This is a genomic window from Corynebacterium simulans, from assembly GCF_001586215.1.
Classification (GTDB): Bacteria; Actinomycetota; Actinomycetes; order Mycobacteriales; family Mycobacteriaceae; genus Corynebacterium; species Corynebacterium simulans.
This window is the reverse complement of record NZ_CP014634.1, coordinates 583362-599932: the sequence shown is the minus strand read 5'-3', so window position 1 is coordinate 599932 and position 16571 is coordinate 583362. Positions and strand designations below refer to the sequence as shown.

10 protein-coding genes, 1 tRNA gene and 4 pseudogenes are annotated in these 16571 nt (G+C 57.1%); 9 read left to right on the top strand and 6 right to left on the bottom strand.

Translation table 11 applies throughout. The features are described 5' to 3' along the window. The first annotated feature begins 70 nt into the window (after positions 1-70). The 3 genes from WM42_RS02805 (at position 71) to WM42_RS02790 (ending at position 2651) form a co-directional block, all read left to right on the top strand. Positions 71-649, top strand: coding sequence for a hypothetical protein (locus WM42_RS02805; RefSeq protein ID WP_062035611.1), 579 nt, complete (start codon positions 71-73; stop codon positions 647-649). Positions 650-695: 46 nt separating this feature from the next. Beyond that, positions 696-1154: a hypothetical protein gene (locus WM42_RS02800; protein ID WP_145915030.1), complete on the top strand. Its 459-nt coding sequence runs from the start codon at positions 696-698 to the stop codon at positions 1152-1154. 304 nt (positions 1155-1458) lie between these two features. Beyond that, positions 1459-2651, top strand: a protein-coding gene (locus tag WM42_RS02790; protein WP_432416267.1) for an IS3 family transposase whose coding sequence is annotated in 2 segments (ribosomal slippage) — positions 1459-1741 and positions 1741-2651 — 1194 coding nt in all. Because the reading frame shifts where the segments join, the coding sequence is not laid out codon by codon here. Positions 2652-2710: 59 nt separating this feature from the next. Here WM42_RS02790 and WM42_RS02785 read toward each other — a convergent pair. Then, positions 2711-3823 carry a hypothetical protein gene (locus WM42_RS02785; RefSeq protein ID WP_062035607.1) on the bottom strand — a complete coding sequence of 371 codons (1113 nt, stop codon included), beginning with the start codon at positions 3821-3823 and terminating at the stop codon, positions 2711-2713. Between the two features lie 187 nt (positions 3824-4010). On the opposite strand from WM42_RS02785, the gene WM42_RS02780 reads away from it, so the two are divergent. The 5 genes and pseudogenes from WM42_RS02780 to WM42_RS12865 form a co-directional block, all read left to right on the top strand. Further along, positions 4011-4337: a helix-turn-helix domain-containing protein gene (locus tag WM42_RS02780; RefSeq protein WP_062035606.1), complete on the top strand. Its 327-nt coding sequence runs from the start codon at positions 4011-4013 to the stop codon at positions 4335-4337. Positions 4338-4436: 99 nt separating this feature from the next. Continuing rightward, positions 4437-5780: pseudogene (locus WM42_RS02775) on the top strand (IS256 family transposase). Between the two features lie 560 nt (positions 5781-6340). Next, positions 6341-7048: pseudogene (locus WM42_RS02765) on the top strand (helix-turn-helix domain-containing protein); the annotation flags it as partial. A 45-nt stretch (positions 7049-7093) separates the two neighbouring features. After that, positions 7094-8320 (top strand): annotated as a pseudogene (locus WM42_RS02755) (IS3 family transposase). Between the two features lie 32 nt (positions 8321-8352). Further along, a pseudogene (locus WM42_RS12865) lies at positions 8353-8853 on the top strand (integrase core domain-containing protein); the annotation flags it as partial. A 53-nt stretch (positions 8854-8906) separates the two neighbouring features. Here WM42_RS12865 and WM42_RS02745 read toward each other — a convergent pair. The 5 genes from WM42_RS02745 to WM42_RS02725 all read right to left on the bottom strand — a co-directional run bounded on the left by WM42_RS02745 (position 8907) and on the right by WM42_RS02725 (position 11537). Next, positions 8907-8979 (bottom strand) — tRNA-Arg (locus tag WM42_RS02745). A gap of 117 nt (positions 8980-9096) precedes the next feature. After that, positions 9097-9384, bottom strand: a complete 288-nt coding sequence (locus WM42_RS02740) for a glutaredoxin domain-containing protein (RefSeq protein ID WP_062035601.1) — start codon at positions 9382-9384, stop codon at positions 9097-9099. Continuing rightward, entirely contained in the window at positions 9385-9927 is a 543-nt protein-coding gene (locus WM42_RS02735; RefSeq protein WP_061921204.1) for a dihydrofolate reductase, read from the bottom strand. After that, positions 9927-10733 (bottom strand): thymidylate synthase, encoded by an 807-nt coding sequence (locus WM42_RS02730; RefSeq protein WP_201057408.1) that lies wholly within the window; start codon positions 10731-10733, stop codon positions 9927-9929. Before WM42_RS02730 ends, WM42_RS02735 begins: the two co-directional genes overlap by 1 nt. A gap of 45 nt (positions 10734-10778) precedes the next feature. Beyond that, positions 10779-11537: a 3'(2'),5'-bisphosphate nucleotidase CysQ gene (locus WM42_RS02725; RefSeq protein WP_062039079.1), complete on the bottom strand. Its 759-nt coding sequence runs from the start codon at positions 11535-11537 to the stop codon at positions 10779-10781. A gap of 34 nt (positions 11538-11571) precedes the next feature. On the opposite strand from WM42_RS02725, the gene WM42_RS02720 reads away from it, so the two are divergent. Continuing rightward, positions 11572-16464, top strand: coding sequence for an ATP-dependent helicase (locus WM42_RS02720; protein WP_062035599.1), 4893 nt, complete (start codon positions 11572-11574; stop codon positions 16462-16464). Positions 16465-16571 lie beyond the last annotated feature (107 nt).

Below are 16571 nucleotides of genomic sequence, written 5' to 3'. Positions count from 1 at the left end.
AATTTGCTTCTAAGGTTTATGAGGCGAGCTTAAATGGAAAGGCCGTGAAAGGTTAGGAAAGTAGAGAGCGATGGACGCAGAGTGGATTGGAATAGTAGGAACTTGGCTCGGTTCCATTGGTACAACTGGCGCAATGGTTGCAGCCCTTCGGCAGCTCAAACTCGAAAGGAAGATCAGGAAAGAGGAAGAATCACTTCGAGCCAAAGAGCAAAACCGTCGAGACGAAGAAGTCAAACGCGAGCAAGCCAACAAAATTAATTCCTGGATAGACCCAGAAAATGAATCAAAGGCACTCATTGTTAACGACTCAAACCAGCCAATCTACTGGGTAGTTATCCATCTAGTTATTTCCGGAGGCGGAGGGCCCCAGACGAGTGAGGCGGTATCAGCCATGAGTGAAGAATGTTGCCCAAACGCTAATCGGTACCTTCGTTGGATGGTGCCCCCTGGAACGTATTTGATGTGGTTGGAACATACCTGGGGAGGAATGATGCGGAAGCCGGGAGTTGAGATTTCGTTTACGGATGCTCGTGGCGAGCATTGGATTCGGCGTATCGACGGGACTGTCGAGCTGCTTCCGCATCGGCCTTTTGAGTATTTCAAGGTGGAAAATCCATGGGGTGATTTTCTAATTCAGCCTGTGAAATGATTTTTCACTCCGATGGCCACTAGTCGGGTGATTTTATAATTTGTGCATGTTTGTAAACCTTATTACTGGAGTAGTGTCCGGAATAATTTCTGGCTTCCTTGTCGCGGTTGCTCTTTGGAGATTTGATAATTTGCGAAAGCCGGACCTTGAGTTGCACTACCTCGGTTCCCAGCGAGCGGTCATCAAAAACAATCGATTCAAAGCCGTAGTTATAGGTGGGGCATGGGAGTTTGATAATGGAGAGGTGTTTTATCGACCGGATGGTTTCAGAGGAGGCACCCGAGGATTCTATATCCCCAGATATGGAGACTTTATAGTCGGAACATCGCACTTTGGGCCTGGGCAGACAGCGGATGTGGCTTATACGCGTGTTAGGAATACAAACGACTTTCAAGAGCGGGTGAGACTTGAGGAAAAATTCCAGGTGGAGGTGTTCGATGTGGTTACGGAACCGGAAAAGTTTCCGGATTGGAAACTTGCTCGCCTAGCTTTCAAAGCGGGGTGAATCGGCCTGGGTTTGTGGAGGGCGGTGTTTAAGCCGCTTGGGCTTCGGTCGTATTCGTTTCCGGATGATTGTGATAGTAGCCGGCCTCGTATTCGATCGGCGGGACGTAGTCGATGGAGCCGTGGGGGCGTTTGGGTGTTGTACCAGTTGACCCGCTCAGCGGTGGCCCGTTCGACCTCTTTTCAGGTGGCGAACGTTCGCATCCTGGGATGGTCGATCTCCTCGCTTGTAAGGACCTGACCCCTGTTTGGTAGACACCTGATATCCAGCCCGGTTGGGTTGGGAAGAAAGGTAATCTACCACCATGCCTAGGTATTCCGAACAGTTCAAACGTGATGCTGTGGCCCTCTATGAAAACAATGAGGACCTTTCACTTCACGCGGCTTCAGCAGAGCTTGGAGTCAATCGTTCCTCGCTTTTCTCCTGGCTTCAGCAATACGGCACCGGCAAACGTGCCCGCACGAAGGCCATGCGCGACAACGCCAAGGAGACGACTGATTCCGAGCGAATCCGCCAGCTAGAAAAAGAGAACGCGAAGCTGCGCGAAGAACGCGATATTCTGCGCAAGGCCGCGAAGTATTTTGCCGAAGAGACTCACTGGTGATCCGCTTCCAGTTTGTCTATGACTACCGAACCGAGTACTCGGTCAAGCGGATGTGCCATGTGTTAAAGCTCAATCGCTCCTCGTTTTATAAATGGGTCAACACCCACGAAAATCGCAGGTTAAAGATATGTTCCGATGCCCTTATTGGTGCAAGAATCAAGGCCATCTTTGATGATGAGAACGGGCTTTATGGTGCTAAACGCATCGCTGCAAGCCTCAACGACGATACGGACTTCGGCCCGATCAACCATAAGAAGGTTGCGCGCATCATGAAATCCATGGGGCTAAAAGGCTTTAGCAAACGGCGTCGATGCATCACCACCCGGCGCAAGCCTGGTCACCGTGTCATGCCAGATTTAGTAGGCCGTACATTCACCGCTGACGAGCCGAACCGTGTTTATGTAGGCGACATCACCTACCTGCCGTGTAAGGGCGGTAAGAACATGTACCTGGCCACGGTCATTGACACCTATTCACGAAAACTTGCAGGTTATGCACTCGCAGACCACATGCGTGTCTCACTGGTCATCGAGGCTTTGTCCCATGCCAGCACAGTCCGCGGAAGCCTTGACGGGGCTATTTTCCATTCTGATCATGGAAGTGTGTACACCTCACAGGCGTTTAGGGACCACTGCGCCCAACTTGGTGTACGCCAATCCATGGGCGCGGTGGGAACTAGTGCCGATAATGCCCTGGCAGAATCATTTAACGCCACCTTAAAACGTGAAGTGCTACGTGATCGGAAAGTCTTTGATAATCCCATTATCTGCCGGCAGGAAGTCTTTCGATGGTGCATGCGCTACAACACCCGCAGACGGCACTCCTGGTGCAACCTTCTAGCCCCCAATGACTTCGAAGCACTCACATCAGCTACACTGACCCAAGCAGCATAGCTAACCCCCGACGTGTCTACTTTCCGGGGGTCAGACACCCTCTCGGCCGCTAATAGCAACTACGTAGCAGGCGAATCCTTGCCCTCGCCTAGCGCTCCATCTGCGAGCATCGCTGCACCATACACGGCGATGAAATGGATAATCGCAACCGTGAAGAAACGCGCGGCGGTGACATCTTCCTCAAGTAGCGTCTCTAGAACTTGATGCATATAGGCAATAACTACCCCTCCGAAAGTGACCAGACTGCCGGATTGTGTACGGGTAAGCTCGTTGAGATTGAAACCGAACAGGACTTGTGAAATCGACGGCTTAAGAGCCCCGTTTTCGGTGATTTGATTCTCAACGTATTCAACGGCCTGTGCATCCTCAACCAAGTCATCAATATCATCAGCGGTTTCCACCGGGATATCGAGGTTGAGTTCTTTTTCGAGCCGTTCGAAGCGACGTAGAACGCTGTCAATGTTCGGCGGGCGGTAGTGTTCGCCAACGATTTTTGATACTGAGGAGTACTTCTCAAAATCAGGGAAAGCTGCCGGATAGCCTTTCAGGGCAACCTGCGCGCCTGGCGAGAATCCCAGTCCCTGCATTTGTTTCAGCAACTGTTCAGGGGCAGTCAGGTTCTTGGTTGCTTGATTGATGGCTTCGGAGAGTCCTCGTGGAATGATTGCTTCTGTATTTAATGCCTGTGCAGCACTGGCGGCTTGGGCCACGGCTGAGAAGTTCAGCCCTGCGAGCATGCTCTTTGGTAGGGTGGCTTGACCAATTCCAGCGAGAGTAGAAATGTCCGGTAGCGGATTGCCGAGCTTCGCTAAGGCGGCCATTGAAGTTTGCACCCCAGTCATCTGCTCCAATGCTGAAGAGCCGATTCCCATGTCCATGCCGCGTCGTATTGCTTCGACAGCTTTGAAAGTTTGGTCATCGTACATTTTCAGAAAAACAGATGCGGCGTTTGCGGTTGCTTGTGTCTGGTTGAGGGCTTGCATGACTGCGCTGCTTTTGAAGTCAATGTAGGGACTCGTACCCAGTTTCATGGATGTGTTCAGGTTTGCTACTTGTTGCGCGAGGGCTTTGGACCCTGCAAGGCCTGCAGCACTGTTTGCGATATCGCTTTGTATTTTTCCGAACCAATCCAGGTTGGGATTCGGCTTCGGGCTGCTGCCGTCGTGGGGCATCGTGTCACCTTTCTGAGGCGGGGCGGGCCGTGTCGGGTTGATTATCTCACATGGGTGTCATTTCCCAGTTTGCGTTGTCGAACACATGCTCTATGGGCTGCTGGCTTGTGAGGGTTGGGCGGTCGTCCTGGTCTGTGAAACGACCTAGCATTGACAATGTCTTACGCCGTGGTTATGGGAGTGTTGTATGTCTGGTTCACCTGTGCGGGGTCGTCCCCCGAAGAAGGAAGACGCCGCATTGTATGAGGGTTGGCCTGATGTGAAGCTAGCGGCGGTGAGCGATGTGAATGATAAGAAGCTTTTGAGGCTTGTCCGTAATTTCCAAACGGCATTTAATGAGGCTTTGGAAGAGGGGGAAATCACTTCGCTTCGTGACCTCGCCAGGAAGGTCGGGACTTCGCATGCGGTGCTGCATCAGTTGTTAAATGGGGCTGGGTGGCCTTCGGCGGAGATGGTGGCTCGCCTTGAGACTGTGTTGGGGTGTCAATTGTGGCCTGGGCGGGCTGGTAAGTAGATGGGGGCGGCGCGCTAGTTCTGCACCCTGTGTGGGTTGCCAGAGGGTGTCTGATGGTTTGTGTGTGGGATTCCATCCCGCATAAGGAGATAAGCCAGAATGACTACTGTGGCAAGACGAGATCCGGCTGATAAGGCCAAGATTGACGCGACCTTAGGAGAAGCTTCTTGCTAACCCTGAAATCGCGAAGCTAATTGATGATTTAGGTACTTCTACTACGGATGCCAATGACCTGGTGCGCGGCATGTTGCAAGCCTCGATTACCCGAGGGCTTAATGCTGAGATGGATGCCCACCTGGGCTATCCATCGGGAGATAGAGATGCTAAAGCGGCAGCTGGGACTGATAATCACCGCAATGGCACCTACCCGAAGACGGTTGATTCCAATTACGGGCCGGTTACCGTAGACGTTCCCAGAGACAGGGCCGGGATGTTTCTTCCCACCATGGTTCCCAAAGGCTCTAGGCGTTTGACTGACGTCGATGACATGATCGTGAGCTTGTATGCCGGCGGGATGACCGTGCGCGATATTCAGCACCATATGGCCACTGCCATGCGGGTTGAAATCTCCCATGAGACGATTTCTGCGGTTACAGACGCCGTCCTTGATGAGGTACTGGTGTGGCAAAACCGCCAGTTAGACGAGTTCTACCCCGTCATCTTCCTCGACGCATTGCGTATTAAAGTCCGTGACGGTGGACGCGTAGTCAATAAGTCTGCCTATATGGCCATCGGTGTGGACATCGAGGGAATCAAGCACATCCTGGGACTATGGATCGCCAAAGAGGAAGGAGCATCCTTTTGGGCGCAGGTGTGCTCTAACCTGTCGAATCGTGGTGTTAAAGACGTCTTCATTGTCTGCTGTGATGGGCTCAAAGGCCTTCCTGAGGCAGTGGAGGCAACCTGGCCAGGATCGATGGTGCAAACCTGTGTGGTGCACCTAATTCGTGCGGCCAACCGATGGGTGGCCTACGGCGACCGCAAGCCCGTGTCGGCAGCACTGAAGAAGGTCTACTCAGCCCCTGATGAGGCCGCTGCTGCAGCAGCGCTGGAGGAATTCACAGATTCTGAGCTGGGTGAGAAATACCCCAGATCCGTCAAGGTCTGGCAAGACGCGTGGGAGCGGTTCGTACCGTTTTGCAGTTTCCGCCAGCTGCTAGGAAAGTTATCTACACCACGAATTCGATTGAGTCGTTTAACAATGAGCTGCGTAAAGCCACTCGTAACCGGGTGCAGTTCACCAATGATGAGTCCGCATTAAAGACACTGTGGTTGATGATCTGCAATATCGAAGACAAACGCGCTGCCAAGAGGGCGAAGCAGGGCAAACGAGTCTCAGCGACAGCCGGCAGACTCATGGAAGGAGCCAGAGTTTCCGGCTGGAAACAAGCCATCAACCAAATGGCGGTGGCCTACCCGGACCGCTTCGACCAATACCTCTAGAAATCAAGCCCCACACACAAACAACTTGACACGCTCTAAGCGTTACCTACATAGGCTGGTTATCAACTTTGATACGAAACCGAAACCACCCACACCGCCTGAGACGAGACGTATGTCTGATGAGTTTCTCTCTGAAATTCATTACGCGAACGCACCACCACAAGTTGCGTAAAATACTCGGTTTCAACTTTCAACCGCCACCACAAGAAGGGTGGCGGGCAGAAGCTATCAATGAACAGCGATTTTCGGCCACTTTTTGGGTGGCAACACCCCGGAATCGGTTCCGGTACAACAAAAACGCCTCTCCTATTTGCGCAGGTAGAGGCGTTTTGCTGTTTTGAGGGAGTTGTTCGAACAATCACACCAGATTCTTCGAACCCCCCATGGTGCCCCAGATGTGTCTGGTTCGGAGACATCGTTCCGCATGTCTCATGAGATCGTTCCGGTCCAACCAGCGCAGATGTCTCACCACATCGATCCGGTAGAAAGCCCTGACATTAGAACTGCCCAGTCACGACAAAAAGCGATGTCTCGAGACATCGATCCTCCATGCTTTAAAGATGGAGCAGAAATCAAAACCAAGCCCAAAAATCATCATCCAAACCATGCTTGCTACCGGCATGACTCAAGCCGAAGCAGCTGACCATTTCGGCATCAGCACACGATGGATCCGAACACTTCAAGCCCGCTACCGAGAAGGCGGAATTAACTCCTTAAAACCACGCCCTAAACGCCCCCGCACTAATCCCCGAGCACTCAACCCCAGCACTGTCGACCGCATACTTGAATTGCGCCAGGACCTCACATAACGCGGCACTAACGCCGGAGCTCACACAATTCGGTGGCACCTGCAGCAAGAGGGAATCGACCCACCACCAGCACCATCGACAATCCACCGAGTGCTAGCAAACAACGGTCACGTCATCGCTCAACCACAAAAGCGTCCTCGCAGCTCATGGATACGATTTCAAGCAGATCAACCCAATGAAACATGGCAAATGGACTACAGTGACTGGACCATCGCAGGTCACAAGCGAGTAGCTATCCTCACCATCTTGGACGACCATTCCCGGTTCATCATCTCCTGCCGCGCCTTCAACAATGCCACCGTAGGAAACGTCATAGAAAGCTTCATTAATGCAGGCCAGACACATGGCTACCCCCAGTCCACCCTCACCAACAACGGCCGCGCATTCACAACCAGAACAGACCGGACAAACCCCGCGCGAAACGGATTCGAGCAACTGCTCATAGACCTAGGAATTGAAGCGTCCTGGGTTTAGTTCCTACCTCAGCTAAGGAAGGATTGAACTATGCCTAGAAAGTATTCCGTTGAGTTCAAGGAGAAGGCGGTCCATCAGATCATCGAAATGGTCCGCCTGGAGTCCTGCTCACTGCAACGTGCCTACACGGAGGTCGGTGAGCTGCTTGGAGTGTCTCACCATACGTTGCGGGCTTGGTACCGTGACAGCGCTTCAGTACGTGATGACTCTGGCGCTTCAGGCGGCGAAACGATGGAAGAAGAGCTCAAGCGTTTGCGCCGCGAAAACCGTGAGCTGAAGCGAGCAAACGGGATTCTTAAGACTGCTTCGGCTTTTTTCGCAGCGGAACCAGGCCGACCCACGACCAAATGATCTCTTACATCGACGCGTATAAGGATCAGTTTGGGGCCCGGGGCCATCTGCCGAGTCCTCAAACAAGCAGATCGTGGATTCATCACTTCACGCGGCTACCGCAAAGCCACTACACGTGTTCCCAGTGCAAGGGCCTTAAGCGATAGCCTTCTCATCCCAGAGATACAGCGTGTGCATGCGGAGAATTTCTCGGTTTACGGTATCCGCAAAATGTGGCACGCGATGAACCGTGAAGGTTTTCATATTGGTCGCGATAAGACTGCACGTCTGATGAAGCTAGCAGGTGTTTGCGGCCGCAGACGTGGACGAACCCCCGTGACAACGATCAGCCCGAAGGCACCGGATCATCGCCCGGACCTAGTGCAGCGAGACTTTCGTGCACAAGCACCAGGCCGGCTGTGGGTTGCCGACATTACTTACGTTCGCACCCTGTCAGGATTCGCCTACACCGCGTTTGTCGTGGATGTCTACAGTCGAAAGATTGTTGGTGTTGCTACACGCTCAACGATGCGCACCGATGCGCTACCCATGGAGGCCTTGGAGCATGCGTTAACGACTGCAGGGCGAATCCATGGAAACCAGCTGATTCACCACAGCGATCGGGGCAGCCAGTACGTGTCACTGAAGTATTCCACCGCTCTCGCGGAATCCGGAATCCGGCCGAGTGTGGGAACAGTCGGCGATTCTTATGACAATGCTCTAGCTGAGACCGTCAATGGTCTCTACAAGGCGGAACTGATTCATGCCCAAGGTCCGTGGACGTCGGTCGGAGAAGTCGAATTGGCCACCTTGCGGTGGGTGCATTGGTGGAACACTAAGCGGCTTCACGAAGCATTGGACTACGCCACCCCACAGGAAGTAGAAACCGAGTACTATCTCACCCAGCCCATCAACACAGGGTCGTAAAAGAAGCGGAACTAAACCCAGGACGCTTCAGAATCAAGCAGAAAAACGGTAAACCCTACCACCCCCAGACACAAGGAAAAGTTGAACGCTTCCACTACACCCTTAAACTTGCCCTAGCAAACAAAACACCAGCTCAAAGTCTCGATGAACTCAACGCTCAGCTAAAAGAAATCATCGAATACTACAACCACAAACGTCCCCATAGAGCCCTAAACAGAACCACCCCCGCAGAAGCCTATACAGCACTGCCCAAAGCTCTCCCAGCAGACATCAAACCAGACCACGACTACCGCCTACGCACCGACAAAGTAGGCACCAACGGCAAGACAACCCTGCGATGGGGTGGCAAACTACGCCGCCTCTACATCGGGCGCCGATGGGGCGGCGAACCAATCACCATGGTCTGCATCGACAACCGCGTAGACATCAAAATAACCGCCACCGGGGCACAAATCGCCGCCTACACACTCACCGAAGAAAAAATCTATTACAACAAGAAAGACAACGAACTCAACCCCAGTCGGGGCAACTGAAAACGAAAAATCTCGAGACACCGACCGGAACGATGTCTCGAGACTTCACACGGTGCCCCAGAGTGGATTCGAACCACCGACACCGGCTTTAGGAGAGCCGTGCTCTATCCCCTGAGCTACTGGGGCGGGGGTTGCTTTAAAGCAACGCAATTAGGTTACCAGCACGGTATGTGGCTGCGTTAAATCGGATGTTTAACTTCGGCGTTTGTGTGCTGGAGGCGGCAGCTACTTGAGCTATTCGCACTATTCGGCGGAGCCGTCGAGCTCAGCGAGCTTCTTGCGCACGGCGGAGGCAGCCGGGTTGGTAACGGAGGTGCCGTCGGAGTAAAGCACGGTTGGCACGATGCGGTTGCCGTCATTGACGGACTTGATCCACTCGTTGATGTCCTCAGTGCCTTCGGCCTCGACGTCGACAAGCGCGTATGGCGTCTCCGTGCGGTTAAGCGCCTTGAGCAGCTTCGCGCAAAACGGGCACCAGTCGGCGTAGAAGATGGTGACGTGCTCGGTGGTTTCGGGAGTTGCGACGGTCATTTAAGCGGCGTCCTTTCGTTCATAAGTTAAAAAGCGGTATTTAATCGGCAGCTCACTCGGGGGCTGCCCCGGAATGGTCAGGTGGCCCTTTTCAGAAGTGAGCCAATCAGTGCTAGCCGCTAGGCCGAAAGTCTCCGGAACTGCGGGGGCATAGACTGCGTCATCACCGTAGACATCCCCGATGTTAACGCCCATCAACGTAATTTCGATGACGTCGACCTCATCCAAGGTTGAGGCGTATAGCTGGCCGCCGCCGATGATCCAGGCGTCGGAAAGCGTGGAAGTTACGTCGTTGAGGTTGCTGGTTGTGCTCGCCCCAGCGGACCATTGGCCCGGCTCCTTGCGGGAGAGAACATAGTTATCGCGGCCTGGCAGCGGGCGAAACTTCGGGTTTAGCGATTCCCACGTGCGTCGGCCCATCACTACGGGCGAGCCCAGCGTGACCTCCTTAAAGTGCTTGAGGTCCTCTGGTACGTGCCACGGCATGACGGAGCCATCGCCGATGATGCCGTCCAGGGACTGCGCCCAAATAGCACCCAGCATTAGACGGAAACCTGCGCTTTGATGGTGGGGTGTGGGTCGTAGCCTACGACCTCGAAATCGTCGAAGGTGTAGTCGAACAACGAGTCAGCCTTGTGGAGCTTGAGCTGCGGATAGGGGCGTGGCTCGCGGGAGAGCTGCTCCTTGACCTGCTCTAGGTGGTCGTTGTAGATGTGGCAGTCGCCGCCGGTCCAGATGAGCTCGCCGACCTCCAGGCCAGCCTGTTGCGCAAACATGTGGGCCAGCGCAGCATAGGAAGCCAAGTTGAAAGGCACGCCCAGGAACATATCCGCCGAACGCTGATAGACCTGCAGGGAGAGCTTGCCGTCTGCGACGTAGAGTTGAAATAGCAGGTGGCAGGGCATAAGCGCCATTTTGTCTAGTTCTGCCACATTCCAGGCGGAGACCAGGTTGCGACGAGAATCCGGATTATTCTGCAGTGCGTCCAGAGCCTGCTGGATCTGGTCAACATGCGTGCCATCCGGGGTAGGCCACGAGCGCCACTGGACGCCGTAGACAGGGCCCAGCTCGCCATCGGCGTCAGCCCACTCATTCCAGATGCGGACGTTGTTGTCCTGCAGCCACTTCACGTTGGAATCGCCCTTGAGGAACCACAGCAGCTCGCCGATAACACCGTGGAAGTAGACCTTCTTGGTGGTCAGCAGCGGGAAAGACTCCGCCAAGTTATAGCGCAACTGCGCTCCGAAAATTGAGCGCGTGCCGGTGCCGGTGCGGTCACCTTTGTCCGCGCCTTCTTCCAAAACTTTGCGGAGGAGGTCCTCATATGGGGTCTGGATCATGGTTTTCAAGTTTAGAAGCCTTTTTGCTGAAACGCCTAAAAGGTTATGGAACGCCTAAAAGCCGCCGTTTTCTTCGGCATAGGCAGCAGCGTGCTCCAGGATTTCATCGGCGAGTTCCGGCCGGCAGATGAGCAGGTCTGGGATGAAGGTGTCCTCGTTGTTGAAACGAATTGGAGAGCCATCCAAGCGGGAACAGTGCAGGCCCGCTGCCATGGCAACGCCCACCGGCGCAGCCTGGTCCCATTCGTACTGGCCGCCAGAGTGGATGTAGCCGTCAAAGTCACCGAGCAGAACGTGCATTGCCTTGGCGCCGGCAGAACCGATGCCGACGGTTTCAAATCCCATCTTCTCCCCAATATGGGAAGCCACCTGGGGCGGACGGTTGCGGGAGACTACAAACTTCTTAGAAAGCGGGCCGGTAACGGCCCGGGCATCGGAGGAGCGGAAGGTCACGCCCAAATCTGGCATGGCCACGGCCGCATGCTGTGGCATGCCGTTGACCACGAGTGCGATGTGGACAGCCCAGTCTTGGCGGCCGGTGGCAAACTCCTTGGTGCCATCGAGGGGATCGACGATCCACACGCGTTCCTTCTTCAAACGGCTGAGATCGTCTGCTGCTTCCTCGGAAAGCAGGCCGTCTTCGGGGCGGTGTTGCGAAATTACCCGGGTGATCCATTCTTGTGCGGCTTCATCGCCGGCGTCGCCAAGCGCGAGGCCGCGCAGCAAGCCACCGTTGCGCACACCTTTGAGGATCTCACCGCAGCCGTTGGCTAGTGAATTGGTCAGGCGGGAATCAAAAATCTCGACGGTCATGCATGCTAGATTACCGCGCGCGATAAAGTAAGGCATGAACAAAAACGTCCTAACCCGCTTCCGGCCCCAAGTCCGGCAATGGTTCGAGGACGTTTTCGCAGCGCCCACGCCCGTACAGCGCGAGGCATGGGAGCAGATCTCATCCGGCAACCATGCGCTCGTGGTCGCCCCCACCGGCTCCGGTAAAACCCTGGCGGCGTTTTTATGGGCCTTAAATTCCCTCGTGGAAAAGGAAGGCCAAACTGCACTGCCCGTGGGACAGCCGGTAAAGGGCGGCACCTCAGGCGTCAAGGTTTTGTATATCTCCCCGCTGAAGGCGCTTGGCGTGGACGTGGAAAATAACCTGCGTGCTCCGCTGAACGGCATCGCTCGTGCGGCAGAACGATTAGGACTTGATGCCCCCGACATCACCGTCGGCGTACGCTCCGGGGATACACCTTCTGCAGAACGCTCCCGGCAGGTACGCCGCCCGCCGGATATCCTCATCACCACTCCGGAGTCGGCTTATTTGATGCTGACTTCGAAGGCCGCGGGCATCCTATCTACCGTCGATACCGTCATCATTGATGAAATCCACGCCCTGGCTGGCACCAAGCGTGGCGTACACCTGGCGCTCACGCTCGAGCGGCTGGCGGCCGTGGCGGGGGAGTTCCAGCGCATCGGGCTATCGGCAACGGTGCGCCCGCTTTCTGCAGTGTCGAATTTTTTGGGCGGCGACAGGCCCGTGGAAATCGTGGCACCGCCGGTTGAAAAACGCTGGCAGCTTGATGTCCACGTGCCTGTGGAAGACATGTCGGATCTGCCCACCCCAGAGCAAGGCTCCACTATCGGTGAGATGACAGTGGATGATCCACTGGGCATTACTGGCCCCGCGGCGGTGGCTGATTCGGCATTGCCCACCGCGAAATCCATTTGGCCGTTTATTGAAGAAGACCTCTACGGCGAAATCATGGAGCATCGCTCCACGCTCGTGTTCGTGAACTCGCGGCGTACCGCGGAGCGCCTGACCTCCCGGCTCAATGAGCTTTATGCCATGGAGCATGATCCGGAAAGCTTGTCGCCTGCTACGCGCCGGGACCCAGCGCAGCTGATGAAGCAAGTCGACGTCGCCGGCAAGGCACCTGCCGTCATCGCTCGCGCACACCACGGCTCGGTGTCGAAGGATGAGCGCACATTGACTGAAACGATGCTCAAGGAAGGAACACTGCGAGCAGTGGTGGCCACCAGCTCGCTAGAGCTGGGCATCGACATGGGCGCGGTCGATCTAGTGGTGCAGGTGGAATCACCGCCTTCGGTAGCCTCTGGTCTGCAGCGTGTGGGCCGTGCCGGGCACTCCGTGGGCGCTGTATCGCAGGGTTCTTTCTATCCGAAGCACCGTGCTGACCTTGTGCAATCCACTCTTACCGTGGCGCGTATGCGCGAGGGCCTCATCGAGGAGATGCACTCCCCGCAGAACCCATTAGACGTGTTGGCACAGCAGACCGTGGCAGCCGTCGCCGCCGCCGAGGTTGCTCCGGTTACCTCCCCAGATAACGCGGGTGGCCTAGACGTGGATGCCTGGTACGCCATGGTGCGCCGCGCGTGGCCCTATCGCGATTTGGCCAGGGAGGTATTCGATTCCGTCATCGACCTGGTCTCCGGCGTCTATCCCTCCACGGACTTCGCGGAGCTCAAACCCCGCGTGGTCTTCGACCGCATCACTGGCCGGCTGAGCCCGCGCCCCGGTGCGCAGCGCGTGGCTGTTACCAACGGCGGCACGATTCCGGACCGCGGAATGTTTGGCGTCTTTCTGCCTGCGGGGGCAGAAAATGCCGCGCCCCGGCGCGTGGGTGAGCTCGACGAGGAGATGGTCTATGAATCCCGCGTGGGCGATATCTTTACCTTGGGTGCTACTAGCTGGCGCATTGAGGAAATCACGCGCGATCAGGTGATTGTCACCCCTGCGCCGGGGCACACTGGCCGGTTGCCTTTCTGGAATGGTGACCAGGCAGGACGTCCCTATGAGCTAGGCAAGGCCTTGGGTGCTTATCGCCGGCATGTGCACCTTTCTCCAGAGATCATCCAGGACGCAGATGGGCATGCGGTGGATAACATCGTGGCCTATCTGCAGGAACAGCATGAGGCTACGGGTGTTATTCCGGATGAGAAGACCTTGGTTCTCGAGCGTTTTAAGGACGAACTCGGGGATTGGCGCGTGGTGTTGCACACGCCGTTCGGCCGAGGCGTGAATGCTGCCTGGGCGCTTGCGGTGGGGCAGCGGGTGGCGGAGCTGACCGGCATGGACGCGCAGGCAGTGGCTGGCGACGACGGCATCGTCCTACGCTTGCCCGAGGGTGAAAAGGAGCCGGATGCTGCGCTTTTTCTTTTCGACGCCGATGAGATTTCGGACATCGTGGCCGAGCAGGTGGGCGGTTCCGCGCTCTTTGCCTCGCGTTTTCGTGAGTGTGCCGCGCGTGCGCTGTTGCTGCCGCGCCGCAGTCCCGGCAAGCGCGCGCCGCTGTGGCAGCAACGTCAGCGGGCGGAACAGCTTCTCGACGTCGCGCGGAAGTACCCTTCCTTTCCCATCATCCTGGAGACGGTCCGCGAAGTCCTGCAGGATGTCTATGATCTGCCGGCGTTGACGGAAACCATGCGCGAGCTGGCTTTGCGTTGCATTCGCATCGCGGAGGTGACCACAGAGCAGCCTTCGCCTTTTGCTTCGACGCTGCTGTTTAACTACACCGGCGCTTTCATATACGAGGGCGATTCTCCGCTGGCGGAAAAGCGGGCGGCGGCCCTAGCGCTTGATCCGGCGCTTCTGGCCAAGCTTTTGGGCACGGTGGAGCTGCGGGAGCTTTTAGATCCGGAGGTCATCGAGCAGGTGCATGCCCAGCTACAGCGCACCTCCGCGGAGCGTCGGGCGCGTACAACGGAGGAAGTCGCAGACCTGCTGCGCGTGCTGGGGCCGATTCCGGTGGAAGAGATGGCGGAGCATGCCTCGGTGCCGCTGAGCGCAATTGATTCTCTGGGCGCCCGCGTGATGCGGGTGCGCATTGCCGGGCGCGAGCACTTCGCACAGCCCCTTGACGCCCCGCTGCTTCGCGACGGACTCGGCGTGCCCGTCCCGCCTGGTGTTGCCGCGCAGCAGTCCACCATCACCGATGCCTTGCAACAGCTGGTCTCGCGTTGGGCACGCACCCGCGGGCCTTTCGTGTTGGGGGACTTGCAGGCGGCCTTTGGCCTTTCGGCCTCGGCAGCACACACCGCGCTGGCGAGTCTCGATAGCGTGGTGGAAGGCCGCTACCGCCAAGGAATCGAGGAGACCGAGTACTGCGCTGCGGAGGTCTTGCGCACCATTCGCTCGCGCTCGCTGGCTGCGGCACGCGCTGCGACGGAGCCTGTTAGCGCTGCCGCTTTCGGACGCTTCTTGCCCGATTGGCAGCAGGTAGCGCCCGTGGGCCAGCGGCCTGCGCTACGCGGGGCGGATGGCGTCTACAGCGTGATTGAACAGCTCGCCGGAGTTAGGCTGCCGGCTTCTGCGTGGGAGTCGCTGATTCTGCCGGCGCGCGTGGGGGATTACTCGCCGACCATGCTCGATGAACTGACCTCTAATGGCGAGGTGCTCATCGTAGGCGCTGGCAAGGCTGGCACGAATGACCCGTGGATCATGCTGTTGCCGGTGGACTACGCGGCGCAGTTGGCGCCGCAGGTTGACCCTGATGAGCAGGGGCTGAGCATGCTGCAATTAGCGGCGCTGGAGGTCCTGCGCGGTGGCGGCAGTTACCTGTTCAACGATATCGCGGCGCAGGTGCCTGGCACTGCCGAGGAGCTGCGGGAAGCGCTGTGGCAGCTGGTAGAAATGGGCCTGGTTAGTCCCGATTCCTTTGCGCCAATCCGCACACACATTGCCGCGGCCGGTTCGCGCTCGGGAGCAACTGCGCACCGCGCTAAGCGACGCCCCACCCGTTCCCGGCTGCGCATGGGACGCACGTCCTTTGCCCAAACGCAGGGCCTCGGCGGGGCCGCAACCGCCCCCGACGTGGCCGGCCGTTGGGCTGCTTCCGTGTCAGGCCAAGGCGTCGACGCGACGAGCCGCTCCGTAGCACACGGTGAGGCTTGGCTTGACCGCTATGGCGTGCTCACTCGGGGTTCCGTGGTGGCCGAGGACGTGCTCGGCGGCTTCGCGCTGGCCTATAAAGTGCTCTCTGGCTTTGAGGAATCTGGCAAGGCGATGCGCGGCTATGTGATTGAAGGGCTTGGCGCGGCGCAGTTTTCTACTCCCGCGGTCATCGATCGCTTGCGTGGCATGAACGATTCGCCCGACGTGACGGGGTGGCCATCTGGCACTGCGAGCACTGCGGAAATTAATACCTACGTGCTCGCCGCGACGGATCCCGCCAACCCGTATGGTGCGGCCCTTGCTTGGCCGCAACGCGATGGCGCGGACGGCGGCCACGGCCCCACCCGTAGCGCCGGTGCCCTAGTGGTGCTGATGGACGGCCTCTGCGTGGCGCATCTAACCCGCGGTGGAAAGACGCTGACAACTTTCTTGGACGCCCTGCCTGAGGGCATCGATGCTGATGAAGTGCTTGGCAAAGTGCTTGAAGGTCTCACGGAGCTCATCGCCGCAGGGCGCTTGAGCCCGCTGGTGATTGAGAAAATCAACGGAGCGCCCGCATTCGAATCGGCAATCGCCACTCGTTTGCGAGGCCTTGGCGCAGGTATCAGTCCCCGTGGCGTGCGGATCTCGGCCAAGGCTGCGCCGCCGCGCACGTCCCGCCGCATCGAAGACAACCGCAGCGACCCCTGGCAAAAGCCCATGGAGCCACGCCGCGGCCGAAGCGTTTCGGAAGCTCTGGCGGAGCTACCGGATTTAAGCTTTGACGATCCTCCCGAACCAGGCCGTGGCGCGCCGGGTGGATTTCGTCCGCGGGGCAGCCGCCGCTAGAAACCGAACTCAAACGCTAAAACCAGGATGGTAAATCCGAGACGGTAAATCCATGTGCCACGGGCCTCAGCGGCTACCGGGTTCCTCATCTTTAACGAGCTGGTTTT